This is a genomic window from Clostridium bornimense (genome assembly GCF_018917145.1).
In the GTDB taxonomy this organism is placed as follows: Bacteria; Bacillota; Clostridia; order Clostridiales; family Clostridiaceae; genus Clostridium_AN; species Clostridium_AN bornimense_A.
This window is the reverse complement of record NZ_JAHLOD010000011.1, coordinates 48,405-65,003: the sequence shown is the minus strand read 5'-3', so window position 1 is coordinate 65,003 and position 16,599 is coordinate 48,405. Positions and strand designations below refer to the sequence as shown.

The 16,599-nt window shown below is 27.8% G+C and carries 19 protein-coding genes and 1 other annotated feature; of the genes, 16 read left to right on the top strand and 3 right to left on the bottom strand.

Annotation, left to right across the window (positions count from 1 at the left end; genetic code table 11):
• The first annotated feature begins 1 nt into the window (after window position 1).
• From KQI30_RS05770 to KQI30_RS05740, 7 genes are all read left to right on the top strand, one after another.
• Window positions 2-1,255: a sensor histidine kinase gene (locus tag KQI30_RS05770; protein WP_216462307.1), complete on the top strand. Its 1,254-nt coding sequence runs from the start codon at window positions 2-4 to the stop codon at window positions 1,253-1,255.
• Between the two features lie 22 nt (window positions 1,256-1,277).
• Window positions 1,278-1,667 carry a PepSY domain-containing protein gene (locus tag KQI30_RS05765; RefSeq protein WP_216462306.1) on the top strand — a complete coding sequence of 130 codons (390 nt, stop codon included), beginning with the start codon at window positions 1,278-1,280 and terminating at the stop codon, window positions 1,665-1,667.
• Between the two features lie 137 nt (window positions 1,668-1,804).
• The gene (locus tag KQI30_RS05760) at window positions 1,805-3,433 is read left to right on the top strand and encodes a glycoside hydrolase family 13 protein (RefSeq protein WP_216462305.1); all 1,629 of its coding nucleotides are present in this window, start codon (window positions 1,805-1,807) and stop codon (window positions 3,431-3,433) included.
• Between the two features lie 105 nt (window positions 3,434-3,538).
• On the top strand, window positions 3,539-3,859 hold the full coding sequence (locus tag KQI30_RS05755; protein ID WP_216462304.1) for a PTS lactose/cellobiose transporter subunit IIA: 321 nt from the start codon (window positions 3,539-3,541) through the stop codon (window positions 3,857-3,859).
• A 95-nt stretch (window positions 3,860-3,954) separates the two neighbouring features.
• Complete coding sequence (locus KQI30_RS05750; protein ID WP_216462303.1) at window positions 3,955-5,325, top strand: aldehyde dehydrogenase; 1,371 nt, start codon at window positions 3,955-3,957, stop codon at window positions 5,323-5,325.
• A 73-nt stretch (window positions 5,326-5,398) separates the two neighbouring features.
• Window positions 5,399-6,037 carry a hypothetical protein gene (locus KQI30_RS05745; RefSeq protein WP_216462302.1) on the top strand — a complete coding sequence of 213 codons (639 nt, stop codon included), beginning with the start codon at window positions 5,399-5,401 and terminating at the stop codon, window positions 6,035-6,037.
• Window positions 6,030-6,608: an anti-sigma factor domain-containing protein gene (locus tag KQI30_RS05740; RefSeq protein WP_216462301.1), complete on the top strand. Its 579-nt coding sequence runs from the start codon at window positions 6,030-6,032 to the stop codon at window positions 6,606-6,608. The genes KQI30_RS05745 and KQI30_RS05740 overlap by 8 nt, the downstream gene beginning before the upstream one ends.
• Before the next feature lie 396 nt (window positions 6,609-7,004).
• Here the strand turns inward: KQI30_RS05740 and KQI30_RS05735 are convergent, their stop codons facing one another.
• Both KQI30_RS05735 and KQI30_RS05730 read right to left on the bottom strand, forming a co-directional pair.
• On the bottom strand, window positions 7,005-7,589 hold the full coding sequence (locus tag KQI30_RS05735; RefSeq protein WP_216462300.1) for a class D sortase: 585 nt from the start codon (window positions 7,587-7,589) through the stop codon (window positions 7,005-7,007).
• Between the two features lie 27 nt (window positions 7,590-7,616).
• Window positions 7,617-7,847: a metal-binding protein gene (locus KQI30_RS05730; protein ID WP_216462298.1), complete on the bottom strand. Its 231-nt coding sequence runs from the start codon at window positions 7,845-7,847 to the stop codon at window positions 7,617-7,619.
• A gap of 152 nt (window positions 7,848-7,999) precedes the next feature.
• On the opposite strand from KQI30_RS05730, the gene KQI30_RS05725 reads away from it, so the two are divergent.
• The 4 genes from KQI30_RS05725 (at window position 8,000) to KQI30_RS05710 (ending at window position 10,376) form a co-directional block, all read left to right on the top strand.
• Window positions 8,000-8,575, top strand: a complete 576-nt coding sequence (locus tag KQI30_RS05725) for a nucleoside recognition domain-containing protein (protein WP_216462297.1) — start codon at window positions 8,000-8,002, stop codon at window positions 8,573-8,575.
• A 2-nt stretch (window positions 8,576-8,577) separates the two neighbouring features.
• Window positions 8,578-9,096, top strand: a complete 519-nt coding sequence (locus tag KQI30_RS05720) for a spore maturation protein (RefSeq protein ID WP_216462325.1) — start codon at window positions 8,578-8,580, stop codon at window positions 9,094-9,096.
• Between the two features lie 72 nt (window positions 9,097-9,168).
• Entirely contained in the window at window positions 9,169-9,459 is a 291-nt protein-coding gene (locus KQI30_RS05715) for a hypothetical protein (RefSeq protein ID WP_216462296.1), read from the top strand.
• A 341-nt stretch (window positions 9,460-9,800) separates the two neighbouring features.
• Entirely contained in the window at window positions 9,801-10,376 is a 576-nt protein-coding gene (locus KQI30_RS05710) for a GNAT family N-acetyltransferase (protein WP_216462295.1), read from the top strand.
• A gap of 106 nt (window positions 10,377-10,482) precedes the next feature.
• Here the strand turns inward: KQI30_RS05710 and KQI30_RS05705 are convergent, their stop codons facing one another.
• The gene (locus KQI30_RS05705) at window positions 10,483-11,409 is read right to left on the bottom strand and encodes a tetratricopeptide repeat protein (RefSeq protein WP_216462294.1); all 927 of its coding nucleotides are present in this window, start codon (window positions 11,407-11,409) and stop codon (window positions 10,483-10,485) included.
• Between the two features lie 187 nt (window positions 11,410-11,596).
• On the opposite strand from KQI30_RS05705, the gene KQI30_RS05700 reads away from it, so the two are divergent.
• The 5 genes from KQI30_RS05700 to KQI30_RS05680 all read left to right on the top strand — a co-directional run bounded on the left by KQI30_RS05700 (window position 11,597) and on the right by KQI30_RS05680 (window position 16,513).
• Window positions 11,597-11,899 (top strand): hypothetical protein, encoded by a 303-nt coding sequence (locus KQI30_RS05700; RefSeq protein ID WP_216462293.1) that lies wholly within the window; start codon window positions 11,597-11,599, stop codon window positions 11,897-11,899.
• A 97-nt stretch (window positions 11,900-11,996) separates the two neighbouring features.
• Window positions 11,997-12,234: a binding site (T-box leader), on the top strand.
• A gap of 54 nt (window positions 12,235-12,288) precedes the next feature.
• A complete protein-coding gene (metG, locus tag KQI30_RS05695) occupies window positions 12,289-14,217 on the top strand; it encodes a methionine--tRNA ligase (RefSeq protein WP_216462292.1) in 1,929 nt (642 codons plus the stop codon).
• 358 nt (window positions 14,218-14,575) lie between these two features.
• Window positions 14,576-15,340 (top strand): DUF3298 and DUF4163 domain-containing protein, encoded by a 765-nt coding sequence (locus KQI30_RS05690; RefSeq protein WP_216462291.1) that lies wholly within the window; start codon window positions 14,576-14,578, stop codon window positions 15,338-15,340.
• A 51-nt stretch (window positions 15,341-15,391) separates the two neighbouring features.
• On the top strand, window positions 15,392-15,685 hold the full coding sequence (locus KQI30_RS05685; RefSeq protein ID WP_216462289.1) for a DUF1292 domain-containing protein: 294 nt from the start codon (window positions 15,392-15,394) through the stop codon (window positions 15,683-15,685).
• Between the two features lie 57 nt (window positions 15,686-15,742).
• Complete coding sequence (locus tag KQI30_RS05680; RefSeq protein WP_216462288.1) at window positions 15,743-16,513, top strand: TatD family hydrolase; 771 nt, start codon at window positions 15,743-15,745, stop codon at window positions 16,511-16,513.
• Window positions 16,514-16,599 lie beyond the last annotated feature (86 nt).

The following is a 16,599-nucleotide window of genomic DNA, read 5'->3' as shown; positions in this document are numbered from 1 at the left end:
AATGAAAGCTAAAAAGGTACCCATATTTTTAGAGTTTATAAAAAAGTCTTTTTTTATAATTAGTTTAATTTTATTTATATATACAATTGGTCAATTAATTGCATTTTGGATGTTTACAGATGAGTATGAAAGGGATTTATTAAAAGATAGGTATAAAGAGATAATTAGTTTATCTCAAGATGTAAATATACAAATACCAGAAAATAGTTTTTATGAATACTTACAACATTTAGCCAATGATGATGAATATATTAGGATTTATTCAGCCAATAGAATATACTATGAAACTATATCTGAAGTATGGGAAGATATTAAACTTGATTATGAAAATAAAGATATTTCAATTAAACCTAGATTTTTTGATTCTGATATATACATGGTATTAACAGCACCAATAAACATAGGAGGTGCTGAATATACATTACAGATAGTTAGAGAAAATGAGATGTTGCAGGAGTTTACTGAGAACTCCTTTCCAATTTTAATTTTTACATTAATTTTAGGATTGGTTTTAAGTGGTATGGGAGCTATGTATGTTTCCAAGAATTTTATAAATAGACTTAGAAGGCTTATAACAACTATGAATGAGATTAAGGAAAATGGGATTAATAAAAGAGCGGAAATTTCCCAGTTGAATGATGAGGTGGATAAAGTAAATATTGTTTTTAATTCAATGATGGATGAATTAGAAGAAGCATTTCATGAGCAAAGTAGGTTTGTATCAGATGTATCACATGAATTAAAAACACCATTAACAGCGCTTCATGGACATTTAAGTATGATTAAAAGATGGGGAAAGAATGATAGAGATCGCTTAGAGAAATCATTAGATATATGTTTAAAAGAAGTTGAAAGATTAAAAAAATTAGTAAATGATATGTTACTACTATCTAAGGCAGAAAAATCAGAAATAAATTTAAATAAGTTAGAAGAAATTAATCCTATAATAGTAGTTGATGAGGTTATAGAACAATATAGGATTTTAAAACCAAATGTAAAATATATCGTTAATATCGATGAAGATATAAATATGAAAATTGATCCAAATGATTTAAAGCAATTATTAATTATATTTATTGATAATTCAATAAAATATAATAATAAGGATAATATAGAGATTGAAATAATATTAAAAAAAGAGTCCAATAAATTTAAATTAGAAGTTAAGGATAATGGTATTGGAATTCCAGAGAATGAAATTAATATAGATAGTGAATTATATAAGTATACAAGAATAAGTGTATATTTTAAATAATTATTAAAGGATGGCGAAGAAAATGAAAAAATTAAGTTTAGCAATAATTATAGCAACAGTTAGTATTAGTTTAGTAGGATGCGGAAATTCAGGTGTAGTAGGGAATGATAATAATAATACTAGTGGCGTTAATAACTATGAAACTACTACACAAGATAACAGTGAAAGTAATGCACAAGGAAATGCACAAGAAAGTGTAAATAATACAGGTGATATTTCACTAGATAAAGCAAAAGAAATTGCATTAGCACATGCGGGTTTAACAAGTGATCAAGTTAATTTTAAAAGGACAGAATTAGAGTTTGACAATGGAGTAAAAAAATATGAAGTAGAGTTTTATTATAATAATATGGAATATAGTTATGAAGTAGATTCCCATACTGGAAATATATTATCTTATGAACAAGATTAATATTTATATAGGTTTTATAAAATAGAGTAAAATTTTCTTTGAAGAGCATAACATAAAGTTGTAATAAAAGGTTTACATAATAAAATTGTGATAGTAGTATATAAGTGATGGGAAATTTTTTAATTATGAGGTGAGTTATGGAAAAGAAGTGGTGGCATAAATCAGTAGTATATCAAATATATCCAAGAAGTTTTAATGATAGTAATAACGATGGTATTGGAGATATTAATGGAATAATAGAAAAATTAGATTATTTGAAATTATTAGGGATAGATGTTATTTGGCTTAGTCCTGTTTATAAATCTCCTAATGATGATAATGGATATGATATAAGTGATTATTGTGACATAATGGATGAATTCGGAACAATGGGAGACATGGATAATCTGTTAAAGGAAGCTAAAGATAGAGGAATAAAAATAGTTATGGATTTAGTTGTTAATCATACTTCTGATGAACATCCATGGTTTATTGAGGCAAAGAAGTCTAAAGATAATAAATACAGAGACTATTATATATGGAGAGATCCTGTTGATGGTAAGGAACCAAATGAAATGAAGTCATTGTTTAGTGGTAGTGCATGGCAGTATGATGAAGCATCAGGTCAATATTATATGCATATATTCAGTAAAAAACAACCAGATTTAAATTGGGAGAATATCGAGGTAAGAAAAGCTGTTTGGGATATAGTTAATTTCTGGTGCGAAAAAGGTGTTGGTGGTTTCCGTATGGATGTAATAGATCTAATAGGAAAGGTACCAGATAAGATGATTACAGGAAATGGCCCTAAGCTACATCAGTATTTAAAGGAGATGAATAAAAATTCTTTTGGTAAATATGATCTTCTTACAGTAGGTGAAACTTGGGGAGCTACACCAGAAATAGCAAAATTATATTCTAATCCAGAAGAAAAAGAACTTAGTATGGTATTTCAATTTGAACATATTGGTCTTGATGAACAACCGGGCAAAGAAAAATGGGATTTAAAGCCGTTGGAATTAAAGGAATTAAAAAGAGTATTTTCTAAATGGCAAAGTTCATTAGAGGGTAAAGGTTGGAACTCATTATTTTGGAATAATCATGATTTGCCTAGAATAGTCTCTAGATGGGGAAATGATAAAGAATATAGAGTAGAAAGTGCTAAAATGTTAGCTACATTACTACATGGTCTTAAGGGAACACCATATATTTATCAAGGAGAAGAACTTGGTATGACAAATGTTCGTTTTAATTCTATTGATGAATATGATGATATAGAAACTCGTAATATGTATAAAGACAGAATAGCAAAGGGATATAGTCATGAAGAAATAATGAAATCTATTTATGCAAAAGGAAGAGATAATGCGAGAACTCCTATGCAATGGGATGATAGTGAAAATGCTGGATTTACAAGTGGAAAACCATGGCTTGCTGTAAACGAAAATTATAAAGAAATTAATGCTAAGGCAGCAGTAGAAGATGAAAACTCCATATTTCATCATTATAGAAAGCTTATAGATATAAGAAAAAATAGTGAAACTATAATTTACGGTGAATATAGAGATTTAGATGTTGAAAATCCTGATGTATTTGCATATATAAGAGAATTAGATGGTGATAAAGTAGTAGTTATTTGCAATTTCACTGATAAGATAGTTACATTTAAAGAAGAATCATTAGAAATAGGGTATAATGAAGTTCTTTTAAGTAATTATGAAGAGGTTAAAAATCTAAAAAATGTTATGGAGTTACGTCCATATGAAGCTATAATGTATAGAATGTAATATAAAAGTATTTTGAGGTAGTATCACAAAGTTAGGATTATGTATTACTTTTCATAATTTTTCATATTAATTAATAGTAAATATAAATTAGGGGTAATGATTAATATGGATATAGAGAATATTACAATGCAGTTAATAACATGTGCTGGTGATGCTAGAACATATAGCTATGAAGCGTTAAAATGTGCTAATGAAGGTAGATATAAAAAAGCAGAAGAATTATTTAAGATGGCTGAGAAAGAGATAGAAAAAGCATATGATATACAAAAAGAAGTTTCTGAGTTAGAACTAGATTCAGAAGAACTTTTAGTTGATGCAAAAAGTCACTTAAATGCTGCAATATCAGAAAAAAATATTATAGGGGAACTTATAGGATTAAGAAAGATTGTTAGGGATTTATCGAAAGATGAAGATGGCGTATTATAAATAGTTAATTTAAATTAAGAAATACTTTTCAATATAAAATAAAAGGGATATTCTATAATAAGAGAATATCTCTTTTATTATTTAGGAGGTTAGGTATGGAAACGGTAAAGGGTATATTAGAAGGGCAAAAAGAATATTTTTATAGTGGTAATACATTAGATATTAGTAATAGAAAGTCTGCATTAATAAAGCTAAAAAATGAAATAAAGAAAAATGAAAGTAATATATTTGAAGCACTTAAAGAGGATTTAAATAAGTCAGAGTTTGAGAGCTTTGCTACTGAAATTGCTATGGTTTATGAGGAAATTAAAGATGCTATTAAAAATATAGATAAGTGGAGCAAAAGAAAAAAGGTAAAAACTCCAATATCACAATTTAAGGCCACTAGTTATATTTATAAGGAGCCATATGGAAATGTACTTATTATAGCGCCATGGAATTATCCAGTTCAATTAGTAATGTCACCATTAGTTGGAGCTATATCAGCTGGAAATACAGCTGTAATTAAGCCATCGGAATTGGCACCAGCTACTGCTAAGGTTATAGAAAATATAATTAGCAATATATTTAAAAAAGAGTATGTTGCTGTAGTTCAAGGGGGAGTAGAAGTAAATAAGGCATTATTAGATGAAAAGTTTGATTATATATTCTTTACTGGAAGTATAGCTGTAGGGAAAATAGTTATGGAAGCAGCAACAAAACACTTAACACCGGTAACATTAGAATTAGGAGGAAAAAGTCCTTGTATAGTGGATAAAAGCGATAAGATAGATATTTTTGCTAAAAGAATCGTATGGGGTAAGCTTTTAAATAGTGGGCAAACTTGTGTTGCTCCAGATTATTTTTTAATTCATAAAGATATTAAAGAAGAATTTTTAAAATCAGTGAAAAAGTATGTAAAAGAATTTTATGGAGATAATCCTATAAAAAGTGAAGATTACGTAAAGATAATAAATAAAAGACATTTTCAAAGAATATTATCTTTGATAGATAAAGACAATATTCTTTTAGGTGGAAATTATGATGAAGCTAAATTAAAAATAGAACCTACAGTAGTAGAGGTTAAGAGTTTAGATGAACAAATTATGTCAGAAGAAATATTTGGACCTATAATGCCTATAATAACATATAGCAAATACGAAGAAGTTATAAAGACCATTAGAAATTTTGAAAAGCCATTAGCATTATATTTATTCACAGAAAATAAAGTTTTAGAAAAAAATATACTAGAGAATATTAATTTTGGCGGAGGATGTATAAATGATACTATAGTCCACTTAGCTACTACGGAACTTCCTTTTGGTGGAGTAGGTATGAGTGGAATGGGATCTTATCATGGAAAAAGAAGTTTTGATACTTTTACTCATGAAAAAAGTATATTAAAAAGAAGTAATTGGATTGACATACCGCTTAGATATCCTCCATACCTTGGAAAAATATCTTTGCTAAGGAATATATTTAAGTAATATATAAAGTAGAGCATTATTGCTCTTTTTTTTGTTTTTTGACATAATGATTATAGGTAGGTGGTGATAGGGTATGGAGAAGTTTAAAGATGAGAAATTTAAATACAATTTTATATTACGTATATTAGAAGAATTTGATAGAACAAAGAATGGATTAGAGTTAGAGGATTATAGTGTTGCTGTAATAGCATATAATTTCGCAGTAGAGAGTTATAAAAAAGAAATGGGAAGTCAAATAGCGTATTTGAGAGCAGTAATAAAGTTAGAGCTCTTAAAGCATTATAGAGAAAAGGGATACTATTTTAGATTTTCTAATGGAAATATCTTGTTAGATGAAGATTTTATAGGAGAAGAAGAGAAGTTAGAATATTATAATAAAATTTATATCGATATAGATAGGTTAGATAAAGAATTAAAAAGTCATAACATAAGTTATAAAAAAATAAGAAATTATACTCCCAAGAAAGAAGAAATAAAAAATTATTTACTAAATGTAGCTATAATTTTTAGTAGAGAAAATTTTTTGTTGGAGTATATAAAGAGAGAAGGAAAAATTCCATATAAGAGATTAAGATTATATGGAGAATTTAAAGAAGATTTAATTGAAAAATATAATAAGTATGTAGTGGTGTTAACCACATTATTTTCCAATAGTGATTTGATATACTTAATATCATATATTGGAATCAGAGTAGGTGAAAACAATGGATAAAACAGGTGTAGTTGTAAATGTTGAAAGAAGACATGTAATAATATTAACAAGAGATGGAGAATTTACAAAAGTTAAATTAAAGAATAGAGGAGATATTCCAGAAAAGGGACAAGAATATACTGGAAGAGTAGTTAGAGAGATAAAATTTAAATTAAATAAAGAATACATATTAATAACAGTAGTTGCAATTGTCGCAGTGATTGCATTAACAATGTATGGATACTTTAAACCGGTAGGGTCAGTATCTATTGATGGTGAAGTATCTTTGGTATTAAAGTTTAATTATTTTAATAAGATAACAAAGATACAAAGTTTTGATATAGAGAGTGAAACATTTATAAATTCTATAAATGTAAATAATAAAGATATATCCGAGTCGATGGTGAAAACATATAATAAGTTGAAAAAAGATAAAATGGTTGTGGATAAAAACGATAGTAATGGTGTAACTACATATTTTAGGATAGATAATAAAAAAAATGTTGATGTTAAAGAGCTTATAGAGATTTTAGAAAAAGATGATACTAAGGTAATTATTACAAAAGATGGGCAATCTGTGTATAGAAATTAAAGTTATCCACAATATCCACAATATTTATGTGGATAAAATGTGAGTATTTTGTTGATAATTGTTTTAGAGAAACAATATATTGATGAAAAAATATTAAGACAACAACATATAGATTAAGAATACAAATAAAGTAAAAGTGGATTACATTATATGTAAAAAATAGGGTGAAAAACTGAAAAAGTAATGAGAAAATGTGAGAATTATCCACATTATCCACAGGGTTGTGGATAAAGTGTGGACAACTTTGTACATATAAAACAAGTAAACATGGATATATTAGTGCATAGTAAAGATAAAAATTTCAGTGGTATTTTTTTAGTTGTAAGCACTTATGAAGAAATATAATAAAATGAGGTATTGCTAACAAATTTTCATTTGCTGCAATACCTCATTATTTTATTTAACTAAGTCCCCTTTTAATATAAGTCTTTGCTTACCAGTATTTTTAGGTGTACATGTTATTAATGTTATTGTAGGAGTATCGGTAGGATCAAGAACATAAACATCTTCAGGATCTACTATAAAAATGTCATTTATTTCGTATGTAAATGTTCCTTTTAAAGTTTTTATTTTAACTTTATCACCTATTTCAACTTCATCTAATCTATTAAAGTGTTCACTATAAGTATAACTTCTATGTCCAGCGATAGAGCAGTTACCAACTTCTCCTGGCATTGCTGTATTTTCAAAATGGCCTACAGTAGATTTAATATCTTCTAGCTCTGCACCTTCTGTAACAGCAACTTTTAAATCAATTTTCTTTATTGTTAAGATACCGATAGTATCACCTACTAAATAATCCTCATCTGTTTCTTCATCACTAGGATTATTTAGTTGTTGTTCAAAATCAGATATTTTGGTTTTGTTTTCAGATGTTCCTTTATAATTCATATAAAGTACAACACCAATTGTAGACAAACCAGCAATAATTAATAGTAAACCTATAAACTTACTTATTGAAAAACTTTTCTTCTTTCCCATATTAAACATCTCCCATATTAACTTGTCCTAATTTAATTTATATTTTGATGGAACACCAACAAATGGTGCGTTAAATTTGAATGTTTTTTCTGCACCACAATTTTCACAAACACAGTGAAATACATCGAAAGCACCAGTGTTCAATATTTCAACTAAAATTTCTTCAGTTATAAACATACCATTGCAATATTTGCAGTGAGTATGATTAACAATATAATATTCGCTTTCTATATATTGCATTATATTATTTAAAGTCATAAAAAAATCTCCTTAATATTAATAGAAAATATAAGTATCTGTAATTTAAATAGTATCAGAGCTATATATATATTTCAAGTTAAAGAATTTTATTTACTTTTTTAACATATAATTTAATGTATTAATATAAATAGGAGGGGGATAACTGTAATATGATTAACTATATATGGTTCGGAATTATATTTATTGGAACTATATTTGGAATTACTACAGGAAAGATTGAGGAAGTATCTAAAGCAGTTGTAAATTCAACTAGTTCCACAGTAGAATTTATGATAACCTTTGTCGGAATGATGTGCTTGTGGTGTGGTGTTATGAAAATTGCTGAAAAAAGTGGGCTAACAGATAAGATTGCTAAGGTTTTGACACCAATAATGAAGTTGATATTTAAAGATGCTGTAAAAAATGATAAAGCTTTAGGAGCTATGGTGATGAATATAACATCAAATATGTTAGGGTTATCTAATGCAGCAACACCTTTTGGAATAAAGGCTATGGAAGAATTGGAAAAGGATAATAAGAATAAGGGTGTTGCAACTAATGATATGGCTTTATTTTTAGTATTAAATACAGCGGCTATTCAACTTATACCAACATCGGTTATATCTATAAGGGCTGCTTGCGGATCGGCTAACCCAGCTATTATTATTGGACCAGCCATAGTAGCAACCGGAAGTGCAGCAATAATGGGTGTTATATATTGTAAAATATTGCAGAGGTATTTTTAATGATTAGTTACATAATAAAGGGAATAATTCCTATTTTGATTTTTAGTATAGTTACATATGGGATTGTAAAAAAGGTAAAAGTATATGAATGTTTTATAGAAGGGGTTAAGGATGGAATAACATTATCCTTGAGAATATTTCCATATATTTTAGCAATGTTAGTGGCTGTGAATTTATTTAAGGAATCTGGTGCATTGAAAGCTTTCACTTCATTAACATCGCCGGTAGTTAATTTAATTGGATTACCATCAGAAATATTACCACTAGTATTAATAAAGCCTCTATCAGGTAGTGGAGCGTTAGGAGTATACACGGATATAGTAAAAACTTTTGGACCAGATACTTTTATAGGTATTGTTGCATCTATTATAATGGGAACTACAGAAACTATATTTTATACTATATCAGTATATCTTGGCGCAGCAGGAGTAAAGAAGATAAGACATACTTTATGGGCGGCACTTTTAACGGATTTTACAGCCCTTATAATATCATTAATGGTAGCAAGAACAATAATATGAAAAAAATAACTATTGAACTTTTTGACAAAAATATATAAAATATTTAAGTATAAGATACAAGGAGGGAGAAATTTGGACAAATTTTTCAAAGATGGCGATTTTATAAAAGTAACTGAGATAGATGGAAATACATTATATGGTGTTTTAATGGATGAAGGTGAGAATAACTATAAAGTAGCAGTGTTGAAGTCAGATTTAGATATGTTAGATATAAGTAATAATTTAAAATATATAACTATAAAGTTAATTGAAGATAAATTCATTGATTGTAATGGATATAAAATAAATGTGGATAAAATAAAAGATGTATTACTAGTTGAAGAAATACGACAATTGTATAATATGTACTGTGGAGTAAGATAAATTAACTAGATATACTTAAAATGGGTATTTATTATTAATACAACTGGTAGGCTAATGAAGGTTGTACCTTCATATAGCTATTCTAAAGCCTACAATTAAGAATTATGAAATGTGAAATGCGAATTATCAAATATATTTTATAAAAAGAACTAATACAACAATATTTATTATGTATTGGTTCTTTTTTATTACAAATAAAAGTACAAATTATACTTTTTTATCTTACCAATATTTGTTTAAGGTAGCATAAATGTACCTTTATATTAAGCAATAAAGTTGTAGGATGACTTTTAGTAAATAACTATAATGGAAATATATTAAAACAAAAGCGAGGAATTAATATGAGAAACATAGAAATTACTAATGGTTGTTCAGAGGATGCCCCCAGTATATCAGCTCTTATTTATGAAACAGAAGAATATCCAGAACATGAATGGGGACCATATTCTAAAGAAAAGATTATAAAAAAGTTAGAAGAATTAGTAAGAGTAAAAGGAAATAGATATAGTTACGATAGAACTAGAGTTATTAAGATAGATAACAAAGTAGTGGGAGTTCTATTAACATTAAGAGGAGATGAAATAAGAAGATTAACTTATGTTACTTATTTTAAATTTATAGAATTTGATAAGTCATTTAAAAATATAGTAAGCAATGTTAGAGGAATTTTGGAATATTTATTTTTTAAAGAATGTAATAAAAATGAATATTATATTGCTAACTTAGCTGTAGATAGAGAATATAGAGAATTTGGTATTGGAAAGAGATTATTAAAGGAAGCTGAATCTTTAGCAAAAGAAAAAGGATACAATAAAATATCTTTACTTGCTAAGGATAGAACAATAGTAAGATACTATAAAAAGTTTAAATATAATATAGAAAATATGCACCATTTGAAGATGGTTAAATTTATATAATAATAATTCATATTGAGTATGTATAAAAAAATAGGGCTTGCCTTAATAACGATTAAGTTTCGTTAAGGCGAACCCTATTTATATAATAAATCAAAGCAATTGTAGTTTATTCTCCAGAATCAGCTTTAGTATAATATTCTTCTGCAGCTTTAGTATTTCCTTGTGCAGATAATACGTTACCTTTACCTATAAGAGCATATTCATTATTTTCATCTAAATCTAAAGCATTATCGAAGGCTTTAGAAGCTTCATCATATTCTTTCTTTTCGTAAAGTACTGAACCTTTTCCTATAAATGCATTAATAGATTTTTTATCTAGTTTTATTGCTTTATTAAAAGAATCTAAAGCTTTATCAAAGTCAGATTTTTTGATATATGCATTTCCAAGAGATACATAGAAGGTCACATCATTACTATTAAGTTTTATAGCCTTTTCTAAGTTTTCTATTGATGAATCAATGTCATTTTCATTTAATAAAGATACACCTTTATAGTAATAGTTATAACTATTTTTAGAATTTAATTTTATACTTTTATTGAAGTTATTTATAGCTTCAGAATTGTTATTTAACCATTGATAAGTTATACCTCTATTTGTATAGAAGCTAGCATTAGAATTATCAAATTCTATAGCTTTATCAAAGTATTTTAATGCTTTTTCATGGTCATGTAATTTGTCATTATATATAATTCCTACTTGATTATATATGAGTTCATTTTTAGTGCCTCTCTTTATAAGTTTTAGATATGTATCCAATGCTTCATCACTCTTATTTAAATGCATTAAACTATATCCTTTATATTCATATGCCAAATCTACATAATCACCTTTTTTTATGAGTTTATTACTGTTTTGTAATGCCTTTTCATAATTTTCTACCTTGGCTGCTTTAATCATATCATTTTTAGTTTTTTTACTGGATGTTAAATACACAATTAAAAGTGCACTAATGAGTATGATAAGCGTGAGAAAAATAATAGATGTAGTTATAAATGCCTTATTATTTGTTCTTTTATGTCCACGATTTGACATAAGTATCCACCTTTCAAAGTATCATTGTGGTATATAAAATTGAATTCTATATACCAATATATTGTATTATATATTAAAAAATTTAGAAAGTAAAAAATAACTTTTTTATCACTTATAATTAAAAATTTCATATTATATATCATAGGATACATTACCGTACTATAATTCATTGAAAGGTTTGAGGTGAATGGATAAAGCGGATGAAAGAAAAGAGATTGGAAAGGCAATAAATGATATGGGGGATAAGCTTCATATATTAAAAATATATATAGCTAAAATGGAAAGAATGAGTTCATTGTATAGAGACTTAATAACAGATTTAGATAGTAACAAGGTTCAAAATTTTACAGATAGAATGAGAAAAATTAAAAATGTAGAAAATGAAGATGATATAGAAGGTGTCTTTTCAAACTTGTGGATAATTGTAAAGGACTGTGAAAAAGATTACAGAATATTAAAAAGTAATAAAGGTGAAATTAACTCTAAATAGATATAGGCTGTCCTAAGATAAGACTGAAGGACAGTCTTAAGAAAAAAGGGTATATTGACAAAACAAAATACATACACTATTATGAAATATATGAAAAGCAAATGCTATGAAAAGAAGAGTAGTAGTTATGAAACCTAAAGAGAGCTACGGGTGGTGGAAAGTAGTGGTAGAGTAATTATGAAGATGGTCTTGAAGCAGATTTTCTGAACAATGATTATTTATAGTAGGAAAATACGTGGTACACGTTACGTACAAAGTGAAATATTCACTTACAGAGCTAATACTAGGTAACTAGTTTAGGAATTAGAGTGGTAGCGCGGTTTAACGCCTCTAAATAAGTATATACTTATTTAGAGGCTTTTTATTTTTTATAAAATGGAGGAATTATTATGTGTAAAAAGAACTTTTATATCACAACACCTATATATTATCCATCTGATAAGCTACATATAGGTAATACTTATACAACAGTAGCAGCAGATGCACTTGCTAGATATAAGAGATTAACAGGCTATGATGTTATGTTCTTAACTGGAACTGATGAGCATGGTCAAAAGATACAACAAAGAGCGGAAGCGAAAAATATGAAGCCTAAAGCTTTTGTTGATGAAATAGTTGCAGGAATTAAAGACTTATGGAAGATGATGGACATAAGCTATGATAAATTTATAAGAACTACTGATGATTATCATGTAAAGACAGTACAAAAAATATTTAAAAAGTTATATGATCAAGGGGACATTTATAAGGGATCATATGAAGGATGGTACTGTACTCCATGTGAATCATTTTTTACAGATACTCAATTAGTAAATGGAAACTGTCCAGATTGTGGTAGACCAGTAGAAAAAACTAAGGAAGAGTCATACTTCTTTAAGATGTCAAAATATGCAGATAGACTTATTGAGTATATAGAAACTCATCCAGAATTTATACAACCAGAATCAAGAAAAAATGAAATGTTAAATAATTTCTTAAGACCAGGTCTTCAAGATTTATGTATATCAAGAACTTCATTCTCATGGGGGATTCCGGTAGAATTTGATCCAGGTCATGTTGTATATGTATGGATAGATGCATTATCTAACTATATATCTGCTCTTGGATATGGTAGTGATAATGACGAATTATATAAAAAGTTCTGGCCAGCAGATGTGCATTTAATTGGAAAAGATATTTTAAGATTCCATACTATATATTGGCCAATAATTTTAATGGCTCTTGGAGAACCACTGCCAAAACAAGTATTTGGTCATGGATGGCTTCTTGTTGATGGTGGAAAGATGAGTAAATCAAAAGGAAATGTAGTAGATCCAGTTTTATTAGTTAATGAATTTGGATGTGACGCTGTTAGATATTATTTACTTCATGAAATACCATTTGGAAGTGATGGATTATACAATAGTGAGATATTTATGAATAAGTTTAATTCAGATCTTGCTAATGATTTAGGAAACTTAGTATCAAGAACTTCAGCAATGATAATTAAGTATTTTGGTGGAGAAGTATTAGCACCTTCTTCAGAAGAAGAAGAATTTGATAAGGAATTAAAAAATGTTGTTTTATCAATGCCAGAAAAAGTAGAAAATGCAATGAATGCATTCAAGATACCAGAAGCATTAGATGAAATATGGACAGTTGTAAGAAGAGCTAATAAGTATATAGATGAAACAACTCCTTGGATTTTAGGAAAAGATGAATCTAAGAAAGAAAGATTAGCAACAGTTTTATATAATCTTTTAGAAGCATTAAGATTTGTAACTGTAGAACTTGAAGCATTTTTACCTAATACAGCAAGTAAAATAAAAGAACAATTGAAGTTTGAAAATGTTTCTTACGAATCATTAAAATCTTTTGATGGTGTAAAAGTAGGTACTAAGTTAAAAAAAGGTGAAGTTATATTCCCAAGAATAGATGTAGAGAAGAAACTTGAAGAGTTAGCAGCAATGAAAGCAGAAGCAGCACCAAAGAGAGAAATTAAGCCTATAAAAGAAGAAATAACTATAGATGACTTTGAAAAAATCGACTTAAGAGTTGTTAAGGTATTAGCTTGTGAACCAATTAAAGGAGCTAAAAAGTTATTAAAACTTAAAGTTGATTTAGGTGGAGAAGAACGTCAAGTTGTTTCTGGCATATCTCAGTATTATAAACCAGAAGAATTAGTAGGAAAAAATGTTGTTCTTGTAGCAAACTTAAAACCAGTTAAATTAAGAGGGGAATTATCTCAAGGTATGATTCTTGCAGCATCATCAGATGATGATAAAGAGTTATTTGTGGTAGATCCAGGAAAACTTGAAACAGGATCAGTAGTAAGATAATTTACTATATAATATGAAGGAAGATGGAGGTATTGCTAACAAATGAAAATTTGTTAGCAATACCTCCTTTTATTATGATAGAAGACATGGTACAGGTTAGATGGCACATGGCAAAAGTAAGGTTAATTTTCCCTAAAGGAAAATATTATACTCCTGCGGATGGCGAATTACAATTGTATTTATTATGTATTTAGTGAATATATAAAACTATTATACTTAAGTGTTGTTTTTTATAAATTAGAGGCTTCTATTCCAAAGTTAACCAAATGGAATTTAATCAACAACTGTGTACTGATTTTGTATAAAAGTAACACTAAATACAAACAATAAAAAATGACTATGGGAAGAGGTGATAAGTGTGAAAAAAGCGATAACTATGATGCTTGGAATTTTTATGGCGTTAACAAGTATAATATCTTTTTGTAGATATGGTAATGGAGTGATGTTGTTAAGTGGAGAATGTGCAAATGCATCACAAAATATTATGATAAATGATGAAAAACCCTTAGTTATAAAGGATATAGTAAATGAAGAAAATAAACTAGAATATAAATTTAGAATTCATATTCCAAAGATAACTGGACTTAAGGATACAAAAAAGCAAAATGCTATAAATGAAGCTATTTCTAAAGATATTTTTAGATTTAGAGATGGTTTTATAGAGAATGCCAAAGGTGGAGACAATAGTGAAGCTGAGGTGTATTATACTGTAACTAATAACAAAAAAATATTTAGTTTGATTGTATATTATTATGAATATTATGGAGGAGCACATGGATTAACCACAAAAAAGTCAATCAACATATATGTGCCTAATTCTGGTGGAATTAATGAAAGTCAAAATTTTTTAACAATAGGAGATTTATTTTTAGATAAGGTAGATTATAGGTCTCTAATTAACAAATATATAATAAGTGAAATAAAGAAGGAACCAGCAAAATATTTTGAGGATACAGTGGAAAAATATACAGGATTTAATGAAAATAATTTTTATTTTAACGATAAAGGATTAGTTATTTATTTTCAAAGCTATGAAATAGCACCATATGCTTCAGGAAGTCCAGAATTTAATATATCTTATAGTTTTTTAAGGAATTATCTTAAAAAGGATTTCATTCCGTAGCTTTGATATGTTATTATAAATATAATATAGGAAATACAAGGAGAATCTTAGATGGATAAAGAAATAATGAAATCAGATAATTGCGGATGCGAAGAGGAATGTAACGAAAAATCAAACATTGTTAGTTTCATGACTGAAGATGGAGAAAAAGTAGATTTAGAGTTAATAGAAACAGTTATTGTTAAAGGAAAGAAATACATATTATTAGCACCAGTTGGAAATGAAGATGATGCATATGTTTACAAGGTAGTTACAAATTCTGAAGGTAAAGATGAACTTATAGCTATTGAAGATGATAAAGAACTTTCATTAGTAATGAAAGAATATGAAAAAACTTTCGCATAATTTACATATTATTTCAATCCTCACATGATAGTGGGGAATTTTTTTTAGGAGGATGTTATGAAAATATTTGATACACATAGTCATTATGATGATGAGGCTTTTGATAATGATAGAGAGGAATTAATAAAAACAATTATAGAAAATGATGTAGTAGGGGTAATTAATTGTGCTGCAGATATGAAAAGTGTTAAAACAACTATAGAACTTACTAAAAAATATCCTATGTTTTATGGAGCTGTAGGAGTACATCCATGTTCTGCTGATGAAATAAATGAAAAAACGATTGAAAACTTGAGAGATGCTGCAAAAAATGAAAAAATTGTTGCAATTGGAGAAATAGGACTTGATTATTATTACGACGATAATCCATCTAGAGAAATACAAAAAAATGCATTTACAGCGCAATTGGAATTAGCGAAAGAGCTGTCAAAGCCAGTAATAGTGCATATTAGAGATGCTCACGAAGATGCTTTAAAAATTTTGGAAGAATTTGTAGAAGTAAGTGGAATTATACATTGTTTTTCAGGAAGTGTTGAAATTGCTCGAAAATGTGTTAAAATAGGATATATGTTAGGAATTGGTGGAGTGGTAACTTTTAAGAATGCAAGAAAGCTTGTGGAAGTAGTTAAAGAAATTCCTATGGAGCATTTGCTTCTTGAAACAGATTGTCCTTATATGGCTCCTGTACCTCATAGGGGAGAAAGAAATAACTCTATGTATATTTCAGAAGTTATTAAGAAAATAGCAGAAATCAAGAGTATAAGTGAGGAAGAGGTAGCTAATATAGCCTTACGTAATTCCCAAAAATTTACAAACAACGTTTGGTAGAGTATTATGGTAATACCTTATAAAGCGAAGTCTCATACCACCAATACAATATGGTGCAAGGCTATTATGTGCTATATCCATATCAA